This is a genomic window from Paenibacillus sp. sgz302148, assembly GCF_056120465.1.
The window spans coordinates 114398-129135 of record NZ_JBVYOJ010000011.1 but is presented as its reverse complement, the minus strand read 5'-3'; the positions used below and the strand labels follow the sequence as shown (position 1 = coordinate 129135).

The 14738-nt window shown below is 52.0% G+C and carries 16 protein-coding genes; 3 read left to right on the top strand and 13 right to left on the bottom strand.

Annotation, left to right across the window (positions count from 1 at the left end; all coding sequences use genetic code 11):
- Window positions 1–39 precede the first annotated feature (39 nt).
- From AC0LWM_RS17740 to AC0LWM_RS17715, 6 genes are all read right to left on the bottom strand, one after another.
- The gene (locus tag AC0LWM_RS17740; RefSeq protein WP_474676308.1) at window positions 40–609 is read right to left on the bottom strand and encodes a hypothetical protein; all 570 of its coding nucleotides are present in this window, start codon (window positions 607–609) and stop codon (window positions 40–42) included.
- A 1-nt stretch (window position 610) separates the two neighbouring features.
- Complete coding sequence (locus AC0LWM_RS17735; protein ID WP_474676307.1) at window positions 611–1234, bottom strand: TetR/AcrR family transcriptional regulator; 624 nt, start codon at window positions 1232–1234, stop codon at window positions 611–613.
- A 128-nt stretch (window positions 1235–1362) separates the two neighbouring features.
- Window positions 1363–2316, bottom strand: a complete 954-nt coding sequence (gene dnaI / locus AC0LWM_RS17730) for a primosomal protein DnaI (RefSeq protein ID WP_474676306.1) — start codon at window positions 2314–2316, stop codon at window positions 1363–1365.
- Window positions 2317–2341: 25 nt separating this feature from the next.
- Window positions 2342–3862, bottom strand: coding sequence for a DnaD domain protein (locus AC0LWM_RS17725; protein WP_474676305.1), 1521 nt, complete (start codon window positions 3860–3862; stop codon window positions 2342–2344).
- Between the two features lie 111 nt (window positions 3863–3973).
- Window positions 3974–4840 carry an alpha/beta fold hydrolase gene (locus AC0LWM_RS17720; RefSeq protein WP_474676304.1) on the bottom strand — a complete coding sequence of 289 codons (867 nt, stop codon included), beginning with the start codon at window positions 4838–4840 and terminating at the stop codon, window positions 3974–3976.
- A 134-nt stretch (window positions 4841–4974) separates the two neighbouring features.
- Complete coding sequence (locus AC0LWM_RS17715) at window positions 4975–5262, bottom strand: YuiB family protein (RefSeq protein WP_474676303.1); 288 nt, start codon at window positions 5260–5262, stop codon at window positions 4975–4977.
- 167 nt (window positions 5263–5429) lie between these two features.
- On the opposite strand from AC0LWM_RS17715, the gene hemQ reads away from it, so the two are divergent.
- Entirely contained in the window at window positions 5430–6194 is a 765-nt protein-coding gene (hemQ, locus tag AC0LWM_RS17710) for a hydrogen peroxide-dependent heme synthase (RefSeq protein WP_474676302.1), read from the top strand.
- 141 nt (window positions 6195–6335) lie between these two features.
- Here hemQ and AC0LWM_RS17705 read toward each other — a convergent pair whose 3' ends face one another.
- Together AC0LWM_RS17705 and AC0LWM_RS17700 are read right to left on the bottom strand one after the other, a co-directional pair.
- Window positions 6336–6599 (bottom strand): hypothetical protein, encoded by a 264-nt coding sequence (locus AC0LWM_RS17705; protein WP_474676301.1) that lies wholly within the window; start codon window positions 6597–6599, stop codon window positions 6336–6338.
- A gap of 1 nt (window position 6600) precedes the next feature.
- Window positions 6601–7791 (bottom strand): NAD(P)/FAD-dependent oxidoreductase, encoded by a 1191-nt coding sequence (locus AC0LWM_RS17700; protein ID WP_474676300.1) that lies wholly within the window; start codon window positions 7789–7791, stop codon window positions 6601–6603.
- A gap of 341 nt (window positions 7792–8132) precedes the next feature.
- Here AC0LWM_RS17700 and AC0LWM_RS17695 point away from each other — a divergent pair, with 341 nt between their 5' ends.
- Entirely contained in the window at window positions 8133–9134 is a 1002-nt protein-coding gene (locus tag AC0LWM_RS17695; RefSeq protein WP_474676299.1) for an NAD(P)/FAD-dependent oxidoreductase, read from the top strand.
- A gap of 71 nt (window positions 9135–9205) precedes the next feature.
- Window positions 9206–9457, top strand: coding sequence for a hypothetical protein (locus AC0LWM_RS17690; RefSeq protein WP_474676298.1), 252 nt, complete (start codon window positions 9206–9208; stop codon window positions 9455–9457).
- Window positions 9458–9490: 33 nt separating this feature from the next.
- On the opposite strand, the gene sda is transcribed toward AC0LWM_RS17690, so the two are convergent.
- The 5 genes from sda to AC0LWM_RS17665 all read right to left on the bottom strand — a co-directional run bounded on the left by sda (window position 9491) and on the right by AC0LWM_RS17665 (window position 14570).
- The gene (gene sda, locus AC0LWM_RS17685) at window positions 9491–9628 is read right to left on the bottom strand and encodes a sporulation histidine kinase inhibitor Sda (RefSeq protein WP_474676449.1); all 138 of its coding nucleotides are present in this window, start codon (window positions 9626–9628) and stop codon (window positions 9491–9493) included.
- Window positions 9629–9863: 235 nt separating this feature from the next.
- On the bottom strand, window positions 9864–10538 hold the full coding sequence (locus AC0LWM_RS17680; protein WP_474676297.1) for a YheC/YheD family protein: 675 nt from the start codon (window positions 10536–10538) through the stop codon (window positions 9864–9866).
- 84 nt (window positions 10539–10622) lie between these two features.
- The gene (locus tag AC0LWM_RS17675) at window positions 10623–12008 is read right to left on the bottom strand and encodes an aldehyde dehydrogenase (RefSeq protein WP_474676296.1); all 1386 of its coding nucleotides are present in this window, start codon (window positions 12006–12008) and stop codon (window positions 10623–10625) included.
- Window positions 11995–13386 (bottom strand): D-arabinono-1,4-lactone oxidase, encoded by a 1392-nt coding sequence (locus AC0LWM_RS17670; RefSeq protein ID WP_474676295.1) that lies wholly within the window; start codon window positions 13384–13386, stop codon window positions 11995–11997. The genes AC0LWM_RS17675 and AC0LWM_RS17670 overlap by 14 nt, the downstream gene beginning before the upstream one ends.
- Window positions 13383–14570, bottom strand: coding sequence for an amino acid deaminase/aldolase (locus tag AC0LWM_RS17665; RefSeq protein WP_474676294.1), 1188 nt, complete (start codon window positions 14568–14570; stop codon window positions 13383–13385). The genes AC0LWM_RS17670 and AC0LWM_RS17665 overlap by 4 nt, the downstream gene beginning before the upstream one ends.
- Window positions 14571–14738 lie beyond the last annotated feature (168 nt).

Here is a 14738-nt window from a genome sequence, read left to right as displayed (position 1 = left end):
TGAAATTATAAATTGTATTATACGACACAATGAGCGCAATCACAACTTTTTCACCCGTTTGAAGCCCCAAACGATAATAGCCGTGCAGAGCAGCAGGCCGACCAACGCCGGTACGACCACGGAGGCTCCCGATTCGCCGGCAGAGGTGACGCTCCAGATAACTTTCCCCACCGCCATGAAAATAACGACGGAAAGTCCGATCAAGAGGCTGCGGAACCAGAAGGCAGCGGCAAGGATCGAGAGAGAAAGCGGGACAAGCAGGATCATAACGAATTTTGTTACATTCCACTCCCCTGTCAGCCAGTCCATTTCATATTGTAAAAATTGATTGACCGCTTCGTTTTCGACGCTTGGCTGGGGGAACCAAAACATGCTAGTCAGGAGCAGCAAAATAGTGCCGAATAGGCCGCTCCAGCTTCTTTTGAATGCAAAATAACAAAATGGGATTAAAAAAATCGGACGAATGTACCAGCTCCATTGGTTATGGTGCCGGGCAAATACCCAATCCATAAAAGCGGGGCTATATGCGACCGCCAATACAAAAACAACGGACAATCCCCCGAACAGGATCGCCAATCCCGGGTCCGCCCTGCGAAATTTTGCCTCCATATTAGGCACGCCCCTTCATTCCGTTTTGTAAAATAAACACATATCGATTTACGAATTCGGCTAACTGGTCGTCGGTATATGACGCAATATCTTGTTCCGAAATATCCTGAGAAATAGACAGGCCGACCGAATAAATCAAATAATACAAGGCTTCCGGATCGATGCGTTCATCAATGTCCCCGCATCCCTTGCCGGCCGCGATGCGCTCGAGGAAAAATCGTTTCCCCTGCTCGTAGCTGTCGCCCGCGATTTGCTGTTTCAGTCCTTTATCCCGAAGCTGCATAAAATCGTTAGCGATTGCAGCCATTCTGGGATAGTCGCGAAAAAAGGCGACTCCTCCGGCCAGCAGCTCGCGAAGTAGATCCGCGAAGGTTTGTTGCTGCTTAAAGAAGCGACGGGTATACTCGTGCTTCCGCCCACCGATCACATTGAGGATGAGGTAACGGTAAATATCCTGCTTGTTTTCGAAATATTGATAGAAACTCCCCCTTGCAATTCCGGTCGCTTCCACGATTCTTGCAATACTCGCCTTCTGGTACCCATAATCGTAAAACTCGTCAATGGCTGCGCTCACGATGCTCTCTTGTTTATCTTGCGGCAAATTAAAAAACGTTTGAAACGGCAAGCTGCATACCTCCTTTTTCAATGTGACACTCGTGTCATATGACGATACTGTCATATTACTCGTTTGGATCGTTCACGTCAACAAAAAAACCGCGAACCGATGCAGATGCACGATTCACGGTTTCCTATTCATAACTTCTTTCCGCGCTTGTTCTCGCCGTTCACGACGATGACTTCGACGTATGGCCGGATCCGGTCCATCAGCCGTTGTCCTTTATGCTCCTCGTCGCCGTCTCTGCTCGTAAAGCTGAAATGCTTCTCCAGCGCATCGAGCTCGTAGTTGGACGTATAGAAGGTCGGCTTCCGGTTCATCCGGTAGTTCAAGATCGAGCCCAGCACATGGTCGCGCACCCAAGGGCTCAAGTTCTCCGCTCCGATATCGTCGAAAATGAGCAGATCGGTTTCCTTCATCACTTCAATCGTTTCCCGTAGCTTCTGCGGCTCCTCGATCATCCGCTTCAAATCCTCGACAAAATCAGGCATGTAGACGATAACGCCCTTGAGGCCGATTTTGGCCAGCTCATACAGCAAATAACACATCAAAAACGTCTTGCCCGTGCCGAACTTGCCGACCAAATAGAGCCCTTCGGATGTTAGCCCGTTATCCTTGACGGCAAGTATATAATCGACGATACGATCGACGGCGCCCGCGCGCTCCAAGTCGAGCTTGTATATGTCTTGCGGAGAATAACCTTCCTGCAGTGCCTTGTCGTCGACATAAAAGCTGCGGATCCGTCCCCGGATCGCATCGCTGGATTCCTTGGCGATAAACTTCTTGCACGATACTTTATGGTCGTAGATATGGGTATGCCCGTTCAGCGTCTCCGCCGTCAGCTTGGTATAATGCCCCTGAAAATCGTTGGGACAGTTGTCGAGCCCCGGACAATTCGTGCAGTTATTGTATTCCGTCACGTATTGATGCAGCCGGTTCAGATGCAGCTTAAGCGTATGGTCGTCCAGCTCCGGATATTTGGCGCGGAACTTGCGAACGAGCGGATCGGACAACAACCGCTGCACCTGCAGCTCCAGCTCGTCCATCTGTTTTCCCGGCATATGCTTCAACAATTGCGACAGCGACTCCATCCTTTTCCCCTCCAGCGCAAATCATTTATTTTCCGTTCAGCTTTCTCGCCTTCTCCAGCATCGCTTCGAGCTGCTCCGGGGTCACTGCCTTGTCGCTTGGCGAATCGGCGATGATCGGAATGCTCGGCTTTTGCTTCGCCGGCCGCCCGCGTCCTCGGTAAGTTGACGTACCCGCACCCGCAGCCGATTTGCTTTCTTGCTTCTGCTGCCGTTCCTTATATTTCAAATAATCGCGGATATATTGCACCGCCTGCTCGTACGATATTACCTGCTTGCCGAGCATATCGGAAACGACCGATTCGATAAACGGAGCCGTCAGCGACTTTTTGTATACGATCAAATAATGGATCAATACATTAATAACTTCTTCTTTCAGCTTGTAATTCAGATCCACTTTTTCGAAAATATTCAGGACATAATCCGGCACGGAACCGTCGAAAAACTTTTTGATCACGAGCGTGTACGACGAATTGCGCAGCAGCCGGTTGTATTCATGAACGTTGTATTCCGCCTGAAGCTTCGCCGGTACGTCCAAATAAAATTCCATTTCAACCGTTTGCTCGGATTTTTGCTCCGCCCCTTCGGCCTGCGTCCGATTCGAAGATTTTTTGATGTAACGTTCGTTGTCGTCGCTCCGTTTCTTCGACTGGCGGTAATGCAAGTTGGCCCTGTACTGCAGCACATCCTCAAGCAAGCCTCGCTCGTCGAACACGCCTTCTTCGTCCAGAAGCCTGCACAGATCGGTCAGCGACAGATCGTACTTCCTTACGATATGGTTCAAAACCGCCACTTCGTCTTTCTTGTAGCGCAGCGCTTCCACATAAGCCCGGTTGATCGATTGCTTCGGGAACCGGCGAATGATGTCGGCATAATGCAAGGCTCCCATGCCCGAAGCTTTATCCTGCTCGGCGTCTTCCGTATCGAGGCGAGTCTCGTCGAACTTCCGCGTCGGGGCAATTTCGGCCAGCGCTTGCTCCAGTTCGTAATCGATGACTTTGGAGTTCAAGCGGAACAGCTCATAGAACGGTACCGAAATATTTTCCTTATTCGCCGATCCGCTAACCAACTCGTCCGGTTCCTTGGCGCAAAACTCTTCCCGCAGCCGGAGCACGGTGATTTTGCCGATTTTATCGCGAAGCAGCAGCGTAAAGTGCTGATTTTTGAAAAATTCGTTCGGCGCAAGCGGCGCCTGAAGCTCATATTCATACAAATAGTCGTCCGTATCCGGTATGTATATGCGCGACGTCTGCAGCAAGCTCATCGCTTCCAGCTTGGACGTCGTTTCCACCCATAATTTGCGCCCGGTCTCGTTCATTTCCAAATCCGATAACAGAAACAATCGCCGCTGCTGCTCGATCGGCGAATACCCGGTTTGCTCGGCGGGAATTTGCTGATAGAACAACTGGTACAACGCAACCGCGAACGGACCAACGATCGGTTGGTAGATATGGCTTAACATCCGGTAATCCATACTGCTTAGCGAAAAATCGCGAAATATGCAGCAGCGGTGGTTTTCCGTAAAATGGTATAAATTTGAAACCCGCATTCCTGAACCATCCGCCTCCTAATCTATTCTATCATTTTAACATAAAATCGGGAGGCGCAAATGATAAAATAAAACCAAACAAAATCCCCCGCTACCGCGAGGGATTTCTGATTAAGAGCGCACCATATGGGCTTCGGTGACGATACCTTGCTTCATAAGTTCCTCATCAAATGCTTCCCGTTCGGAGAACGTATCCGCTCTATCGCGTTCCTCCTGCTGAGCGATCCATTCACCGATCAGCGTCGTTACTTTGTCGGCCGCTTTTGTCGGAATTTGATGTTTCATGTCGCGGATGAAATACATGCGGCTGTTCGGCAAGCGATCGTTAAGCATATGCCCGTATCGGTGAAACACGGTATCCTTCTCGCCGTAAATGAGCAGCATCGGCACTTTGATGCCATGCAGTCGATCGGTGCAATTATAACTCATCGCATAGTTGTTGTATTCTTTCCATTTGATCGGGTCGCCGAATTTGGCATCCTCATGCAAGTTCTCAAACGTTGTCCGGTTGTCCGCGTTGCCCCATGCGACCGGAATGGCAACGGCATCCTTGATTCGGAATTTCGCTGCCGAGCCGGCTGCGAGCATACGGCTTTTCGTGATCATATCGCTGACCTCGGACATACCACTGATCACGATGCCGCCAAGAAACTTGGACGGATAAGTCAGCAGCGCGGCCAACGCGGCTTGCCCGCCGGTGGAGTAGCCTAATACGTAGGCTTTGTCCACACCGAGAAAATCGAGCAGCTGCTTCATATCCTCAACCATAATCGGATAGGTCAATGGTTGAGACGAAGTTCCGCTATGGCCATGCCCGCGAATATCGAACGTAATGATCCGATGCGTCTCGGACAGCTGATATTTCTGATAATTAAAAATCCGGCTTGCAATGAATGGCGGATGAATACAAATAATCGGCGTGCCTGAGCCTTGCACATGATAATGAATCGGTATTCCATTTATTTCTGCTATCGGCATATCGAGCACCTCGCATGGATTAATCGATCATTCGTTAGCTTTGCCCGAACTTGTTCGCGAAATGCGAAAAAAGCTTTCCAACCCGGCGGATGACCGGAAGGAAAGCTTTTCGCGCGAACGACGTGCCCGCGTGTCTAGAACATTTTGAATCCGCTTTTGCGAAGCGAACGAATCGCCCAGCCGCTGACGTAAGCGCCGACTACACCGCCTATTGCGGTAATATAATCGACGTAAGTATAGCTTGCCAAATTCCCGGCAAACGATTTGTCGGCATCCCAGCTATAATATCCGATCAGCGGAACAACCACGATAAAGAACAAATAAATCGGAAACCACGTCGTCTTCATCAGCATGTTCAATATAAACCCGATGCCGAACATCATAACGAAAAAAAGCACCGTCAGTACGATCAATTGCAGCAATCCAGCCAACCCCTTATTCATATACAGTCCTGTAACCAGTGTACTAAAAATAAAAAACCGAATCAACGCGCGAAACCTTGTCAATTCGGTGACGGATTTGCCCTTGGCGCGCGTGTTACGATACAATGAAACCATTCGTAACCAAACCGTTTAAGGAGTGAGCATCGATGAGTGAAGTAGCGCAAACGCTGGAAGGCTGGTACGCTCTGCATGATTTTCGGATGATCGACTGGACTTCCTGGAAGAAGCTAAGCGAGAGCGAGCGCCGACAAGCTGAGGACGAGCTTCAGTCGTTTATCGCCGAATGGGGCAGCATCGAAGAGAAACGACAAGGCAGTACCGCGGTGTACAGCATCGTCGGGCAAAAAGCGGATTTTGTGTTCATGCATCTGCGGGAAACGCTCGAAGAGCTGAACGAGCTCGAGAACGCCTTTAACAAAACGGCTTTTGCCGATTATACGATTTCCGTATATTCTTACGTCAGCGTAGTTGAGCTGAGCAACTATATGGCGCAGCCCGGATCCGATCCGATGCAGAACCCGGACATCGTCGCACGCCTCAAACCGGCTCTGCCGAAAACGAACCATATTTGCTTTTACCCGATGAACAAACGCCGCGACGGCAACGACAACTGGTACATGCTGTCCATGGACGAGCGCCGCGGCATGATGCGCAGCCACGGCATGATCGGCCGCCAATATGCGGGCAAAGTAAAACAGATCATTACCGGCTCCGTAGGCTTCGACGATTACGAGTGGGGCGTTACGTTATTTGCCGACGATGCGCTGCAGTTCAAGAAGCTGATCTACGAAATGCGTTTTGACGAGGTTAGCGCGCGATTCGCCGACTTCGGCTCCTTCTATGTAGGCAATTTGCTGACATTGGACAAGATTAGCGCAATGCTACAAATAACCCCACAAAGTGGGGCCTAGCTTCGAAGCTAATTCAGGTACTTTGCGGGGACCCCGAAACTTTAAAATTCTAAAGCTTCAAACAAACCGCCGTGCCGGCTTCCATCCTTGAATGGAGCCGAACGGCGGTTTTTTTTTCAAAATCGATGACGCTAATGCTTTCTAATTGTCTTCGTCATCATCATCGTTATCTTGTTGCTGCTTGGCATTCAAATAAGCTTCCGTGGCCCGATCCCGTTCCCGGCCTTTTTCCTTCAGCCTTTCAATGCCCGGCAAGATGAGAATATCGATTTCTTTCTGAACCGAATAAGCGAGGTCATACCGATTTTGCGATTCCAGAAACTGGCCCACCTCGATCAAAGCATTGTATCGATCCAATTCCTCTCGAGTAAGTAAACCGCGCACTTGAACGCTGCAATGTCTCATACTAGAACCGGCCTTTGCGGATGACAAGCGGTATGCCGCCGATTAAGTACAGGTAGCGCATATCGACGACTTTTTTCATGGCAGCTGCAACGCCGCCCTTCATCTTGCGCGTTCCGACGATGCCGATGGCTTCGCCTTTGCCAAGGGAGGCAACCGTCCCTTTGTTCTTGTATTCGAACGATTTGAGCGGCTCATTGCGGATCGATGCGACCAAATTTTGCGCGCACACATAACCTTGCTGCGTTGCGATCTGTGCGGTCGGCGGATAAGGACGTCCTTCCGGATTCATCACGATCGAGCTGTCGCCAAGGATGAAGATGTTGTCATGGCCCGGAGCACGCAGGTACTCGTCGACCTTGACACGTCCGCGCATCGCTTCGAAACCCGCTTCCTCAACGAGCCGGTTGCCGCGAATGCCTCCCGTCCAAATGACGGTGGACGACTTGATTTGCTCGCCGTCGGCAAGAATAACACCATCCGGCGTGCATTCCTTGATAGCCATGCCGATTTTGAACGTAACGCCTTTTTTCTCGAGCACTTCCATCGCATATTGCACCAATTCCGGATCAAAGCCCGGAAGAGCGGATGGAGCGGCCTCGACGTTATATATTTTGACGATGGAAGGATCCACGTCGAATTCTTTGCACAATTTCGGGATGCGGTCTGCGAGCTCGCCGATAAATTCGATGCCCGTGAAGCCGGCTCCGCCGACGACAAAGGTCAAATAATCGGTACGTCTCGGCTCGCGTTTGAAGCGGGCGAATTGATATTCGATGTGCTCGCGGATCAAGCGAACGGAGTTGATGCTGCGAATGTTCATCGCATGCTCGGCAAGTCCCGGAATGCCGAATGTTTCAGGCTCCCCGCCAAGTCCAATGACGAGATAATCGTAGGACAACGTGCCGTCTTCCAGTATGACTTTTTTATCTTGGACGCGAATTTGCACGACCGTCGATTTGACGAAATCGATTTTAAATTCGTCGATCAGCTTCAAAATGTTGACGCGAGCATTTTCAGGATTGTCGGTTCCCGCAGCAGGCATGTGCAAATGCGTCGTAATATAATGATAGTCGTGTTTATTGACCAACGTCACATCCGCTTCATTATAGTTAAGCTCTTTTTGCAATCGAATCGCAGTGACGATTCCGCCGTATCCTGCTCCCAGTATGACGATTCTCGGTATTCGGCTCATCAATAGATCCCTTCCATCCCAAATAATGTTTTATTGTCTATATCTGTGAAAAATTACACATACCATTATACGTTTGTTATTGTCATTATGTTTCGCTTGAATGATCTGTTTTATTTCGATGAAAAGTTGCCCAAGCCTAGTATTTTCGACATATTTTCACTAGTCAAATGCAATATTATTATTTTCCGTACAAAATAGCAACTGTCATTTTAACTAAATGTCCATGTAGTTTTGTCTAAAAAGTTGCGGCCCTTCCTCCCGACAGAAAAAACCATGAAAATTGGTTTCATTCCGCAAAATGTAAGTTATAATGGAAGCAACATATACGGAGGTGCAGTTCAGTGACGGAAAACGATCGCAGTCAACATGTAGTGGATATTATCATTATTGGCGGCGGACCGGCAGGCATGTTCGCGGCTTTTTATGGGGGAATGCGCCAGGCGAGCGTCAAGCTGATCGAAAGCATGCCTCAGCTGGGCGGACAGTTAGCGGCACTTTACCCGGAAAAATACATTTATGACGTAGCCGGCTTTCCAAAAGTCACCGCACAAGAGCTCGTAAATAATTTGAAGCAGCAAATGAGCCTGTTCCAATCGGAAATTTGTCTCGAAGAAAAAGTGGTTAGCGTAGTCAAACAAAACGAACGATTATTCGAGATTACGACGGACAAGACGGTTCATTATGCCAAATCGGTTATCGTTACGGCCGGCGTCGGTGCATTTGAACCGCGTCGACTTGAATTGCCTGAAGCAACCCGATACGAGAAGAAAAACTTGCATTACTTCGTAAGCGATTTGCAAATGTTCGCCGGAAAAAAAGTGCTGCTGACAGGCGGCGGAGATTCCGCCGTAGACTGGGCGCTTATGCTGGAGCCGATTGCCGAGCAAGTGACGCTTGTCCATCGCAGGGATAAATTTCGCGCGCACGAGCACAGCGTCGAGAACTTAATGCAATCCAAGGTGAACGTCGTCACGCCGAAGGAAATTACCCGATTGCACGGCTCGGACCGGATCGAGCGCGCCACGATTACCGATGTCAAATCCGGCGAATCGTACGATCTTGAAGTCGACGACGTCATCGTGAATTTCGGCTTTGTCTCCTCGCTCGGACCGATCGCCGAGTGGGGCATCAACATCGACGGCGGATCGATTGTCGTTGATTCCCGGATGGAAACGAGCATACCCGGCATTTTTGCGGCGGGAGACATTACGACGTATCCCGGCAAGCTGAAGCTGATCGCCGTCGGTTTCGGCGAAGCGCCAACCGCGATCAACAACGCGAAGGTTTATATCGATCCGGATGCGAAGCTGTCCCCGGGACATAGCAGCAACATGAAATTTTAGCCGCGATAAGACGACAAAATAAGGGTACCCTACTCCTATCGAACCGTACACGGTATGAGGAGGGGTACCCTTTGCTTCATTATTGTCCCGTTTGCAACGGCATTCAATCGCTCGAAGCGGCTTGTCCCAAGTGCAACGAGCCGGCGGTGGATTACGGCAGGTTCGACGACCTGCTCGGACCTTATGCACCATATCGCGAAATCGAGGCGGCCAAGCTGACGAACGGCTTCGACGACGCGTCCAGCCATCGCTGCGTTCACGCTGCCTATTGCGTTAGGTGCGGGTCGACGCAAGCCGTTGCGGTGATCGAATGGCCCGGTTAACTTGCGGGACAACTGCCAATGCGAGCGCGGTGCTCAATTCGTCATTGGCTCTATATGTAATTTGCGTCTGCAGATTTCAGCGAGCAGCAGCATTATAAATTCATCATCCAGCTGAAGGTCAATCGCCATTTCATATGAGTCGACAAGCATCGCATCGCTCAACGAGGTCATATCAATCATCCTTTCCTATTATTTCCTTTATCTTAGCACGTCCCCCAAAAAGGAACAAGCGTTCTGTTATCCACACGATAGTGTGGATAGGCTGTGAATATTTTGTTGGCAAGTGTCGAAACAGGCGGTTTAACTACGTGGATTATGTGCATAACGTTATGCACAGGATGCATGTCCCTCGAGGAGATAAAAAAAATTATTCATAAAGGATGAGGTGATTACATATTTATATATTTTATTGCGGCTTCGTATTCACTTCGAAAATCCATAATACTCCGCTCTGATCCAGACCGAAATCGAACCCTAGCTGCCCAAGACCCGGAAAACGTTTGACCAACGCTTCCTTGCATATGCGCGCCATGTTTCGCATTTCATCTTTTTTGGCTTCGACCATGCCGCCATTGAGCGACTCTCTGATTGCCTGAGCCGACGACATTAGAGTCCCCCCGCGGCTTAAATTCGTTACGAACAAGCCGGGTCTCGCGAGCCGCGCGACAAGCGCGCGAAACATCCAACTTCCGTCGGGCTGCTTCATATATTTCACGCGATAGTCGACCGGCCTTCCTTGAATCGTTGCCAGCGGAATTCCCCGCTGAATCAAATAGGGTCGGTTGCGACGGCCTTGATTGACAGCACGAAGCAGCGGATCGAAACTGCCGAACGTCCGATTCGCGTTATACGACTTGTACGTAAACGTCCCTCCGTTTTGCGTCACCTTCATTAAACCGACGCCACAGCTGCCCTTCACAGGCTTGAGCACAACGAAGCCGTGCTCCCTGAGCATTCGCCGCAGCGCTTCCGCAGTGAACTTGCTAGTTTCCGGAACATGAGGAGCAATTCGCGGATCGGATAACAACGCCGCCGTTTTCAGCCATTTGCTCCATATAATCCGGGATGGTACCGCCGCCATCGACATTCCCCCTGACTGTAGGATAGTCCACTTTATTCGTCAGGGAGATTGCTTTCTTGGATCGTTGCCTCACTCCGCGCCCGATTATTTCATGATCTTTTTGAACAAACGAAGCGACTTCTCCGAATTCATATATCGAATGGGCAAATCAAACCAAGTCGTTTGCTTTAATACGGCTTTATGATGCGAAAACAATTCGAACGTATGCTTGCCCCGGTACCCGCCGCCCGCACCGCTTTCTCCGACGCCGCCGAAAGGGAGATAAGGGGTACCGATATGCATGATCGTATCGTTAATGCAACCTCCCCCGAAGGATATCCGGTCCATGACATGTTCCTGCGTCTCCTTCGATGAGGCGAACAAATACAAAGCGAGCGGCTTCGGCCGGTCCTTGATGCGCGCAATCGCCGCGGACAGGTCGGAAAAACCGATTACCGGCAAAAGCGGACCGAAAATTTCCTCCTGCATGATCGGATCGTCCCACGATACGCGGTCGATTACGGTAGGCTCGATGAGCAATCGCGATTCGTCGCTCCTTCCGCCATGGACGACGCGCTTCGAATCGATCAAGCCTACGATACGTTCGAAATGCTGTTTATTGATGATCTTGGGATAAACGCCTTGGTTCGCGATAACGTCGCCGGCCATTTCACGCAGCTCGGACGCGAGCAGTTCCAAAAGCTGCGGCTTGACAGCTTCATGTACCAGAATGTAATCCGGCGCTACGCAAATTTGCCCGGCATTCAGCACCTTGCCCCATGCGATCCTCTTGGCCGCAAGCTTCAGATCGGCGTCCTTATGCACGATGCAGGGGCTTTTGCCGCCCAGCTCCAGCGTCACCGGCGTCAACTGCTTCGCGGCAGCCTCGGCGACGATTTTCCCTACCTTCGTTCCGCCCGTGAACAGAATGTAGTCGAACTTCTGTTCCAGCAGCATGCCGCTAATCTCCGGTCCTCCCTCCGTCACGGCGATGTAAGCGGGATCGAACGTGTCGCCGATTAATCCAGACATTACCTGCGACGTATGCGAAGACAGCTCTGACGGCTTCAGCACCATGCAATTGCCCGCCGCGATAGCGCCTACGATCGGAATAAGCGAAAGCATGAAGGGGTAATTCCACGGGGTGATGATCAGCACCGAGCCGTAAGGCTCATGCCGGACATAGCCGCGGGAGCCGAAATGGGACATCGCCGTCCGGACCCGGCGTGGCTTCATCCATTTCTTCAGGCTGCGGATCGCCAACGTAATTTCACTCAGCACTTGGCCGATTTCCGTCATATACGCTTCGCTGTGGGACTTGTTCAAATCTTGCCGGAGCGCTTCGGCGATGTCGGCTTCCCGCCGCTCGATGCTGAGCCGAAGCTTCCGCAGCTGCTCGATCCGGAATTCCCGCGCGAGCGTTGCACCCGTCGCGAAATATCGACGTTGATCGTCCATCAAACGTCCGATTCCCTGCTCATCCCACTGCATCGTCATACCCCCTTGATTGTTCGTTCAATTTTTCGCTTATGCCGAATAATGTTCGCAAATACGGGTTCAGCATGACGCCTTGCGGGTCCGCTTGGGCCCGGACATTCATAAAGTCTTGCCAGTGCGGATACAGGGACGCCAAGTCTTCGCCTTGGCGCGTATGCATTTTGCCCCAGTGCGGTCTGCCGCCGTACTTGCGGAATATGCTTTCCATCGCGGCAAAGTATTCCTCATGCGGCATGCCTTTATACATATGAACGGCAATATAAGCCGAGTCGCGGCCGTAAGTGGGGCTCAGCCAAATGTCGTCTCCTTTGACGTAACGGCATTCCACCGGAAAATGAACGGCGAATTGCCGTTCCTTGACGCATGCTTGCATTTCCTCCAGTACCGCCTTCATGCAGGACGCCGGCACGTTGTATTCCATTTCGTTAAACTTGACGAGCCGCGGCGTCGCGAATAATTGATGGCCGTATCCGACCTCCTCGAATACAGGCACGAATTTTGCCGAGATGCGGCTGACGGATTGACATAACCTCGGAAACAACCGGCACGATTCGGACAATAACCAGAACACGCCGTTCTCGATGACAAGTTTGTTGAAATGGTTCCACAGGCTGTTTTGCGAGGCAGACGCCTCCGTCGCATTCATGAGCTTCACTTGGGCTACGTCCGTATGCGGGAACCAATAATATTCGAAATGCCGGTTTTCGGCAGCCAGCAGCTCCAGCCCGTTCAGGCAATCGTCCAGTTTCATCCGTTTGCTGCTGAAATGCATCGTCTGCGCCGGAATGACCCGCAGCTTGACTTCAACGATCACCCCCAGCATGCCGAGCGAAACTTGGGCGGCTTTGAACCATTCGCGGTTTTCCGTCTCGCTGCATTCCACAACCTCGCCGCTGCCGGTCACGATCGTCAAGCCGACGACCTGGGTCGACAAGCTGCCGAACGCCTTACCCGTTCCATGCGTCCCGGTGCCGATCGCTCCGCCGATCGACTGCTCGTTGATGTCGCCTAGATTTTCTTGCGCGTAGCCGTGCAGGAACAGCTCTTCGCCAAGCCGTTTCAATCGCGTTCCCGCCCAAACGGTTGCAATCCGCTCATGATCGTCGACATACCGTACGCCTTGCATCCGATCCAGCGACAGCAATACCCGATCGGTCTGGACCAGCGGCGTAAAAGAGTGACCCGAACCGACGACGCGTACGGATTTGCCCGAATTGCAGCACTCGTTCATAACGGCAACGACCTGTTCTACCGACTCCGGGTACACGATTCGCTCCGGCGTGCTCCGTACGAGCCCCGACCAGTTGCGCCATTTCAGTTTCCCAGCAGATCCGGCTTCGCCTGCATGGCCATGATTGCTGAACTTGCTCATAAAAAGCACCGCCCCTCTCCACGATACGTTTTCATTTCGCCGACGACGCGGCCCCCAGCAATGCAATGCAGCGTCAAAAACCGCTCGCACAGCTCTCCCGCTTTGGCATGGCGCATGAAGACCGGCGCGCCGATCGCGAGCTTCTCGGGTCCACGGTATCGAATCGGCGTCTGCACCTCGCCGGCTCCTTCCAGCGGCGTCAGCTCCGCTCCGTCCGGCAAATACGGCTTTGCCGCCTTATCCGGCGTAGTGACGCCGGAGGCCGTATAGCCGCCTCCCAGGCACGTATATAGGTCGTCCCGCGGCTGCCGGACGATTTCGATTGCATATCCGGCCGCCGGACGGTATTTGAAATCGCGGAATTGGTCGAACAACCCGGGGGCGTAAAATCCCGAGCCGACCGTAACCTCGGTCACCGCATCCTCCATACGCGTTGTATGCAGGCTGCCCGTGCCTCCGCCGTTCACGAACCGAAGCGGGATGCCGAGCTCGTTCAGCCGGGCGACGAGCGCCGCCCGCCTATCGGCGAGCTCCCGCCGCGACTTGCGCTTCAGCCAGCGGACGAGCGCATTTTTAAGCCGCTGTCCCGGCAGCGCATCGCCAACGCCGGCGATTTGCGCTTCATAACCCATAATGCCGTCCAGAAACACATGGCGCGATGAGGCGATACGTTTCGCCAGTTCGACGGCTTGATCGACCGTACGCAGCGACGATCGCCAGACGCCGAAATGGAGCCCGGGGAAGTCGGACGACATGTCAAAGTCGATGCACACGGGTAGATTTACGCCAAACGATGCCGCTGCCTGCTCGATGCGCTCCACATGCGCGAGCGTATCCACCATCAAGGTGATCGGCTGCCCTTCCGCGGCCTTGCGGGCAATCGCATCGATACTGGAGCGGTCATATACGGGATATCCGATGAGCACATCCCGGAAGCCTCGCTCCGCCAGAAATAGCGCTTCCTCCGCCGTATAGCTCATTACGCCGCAGAACTGTCCGCTGCTGGCCATGATGTGCCGCAGCACGTCAATCGAGCGCAGCGATTTGGTGGCGACGCGCACCGCCTTGCCTCCGCTTGCCGCGAGCAAATCCTTCGTATTCTCGGCAAGCAGATCCAAGTCCAAAAATGCGAACGGCATCGGTATTCCGGCAAACGCCGCCGCATATTGTCCGTAAGTGGGCATGCCCTAGCCTCCCCTCTTGGTAAAGCCGATCGTAGCACGCTTCGATGTAATCGCTTACTCCATTGTAAATGAACCGATATGTCCGATGTCAATAGACGAATCCTCGAAGATGATCTCTTCTACTTTCTACTATAAAAAACGGTCCGCCGCTCATTCGAGCGGCGAACC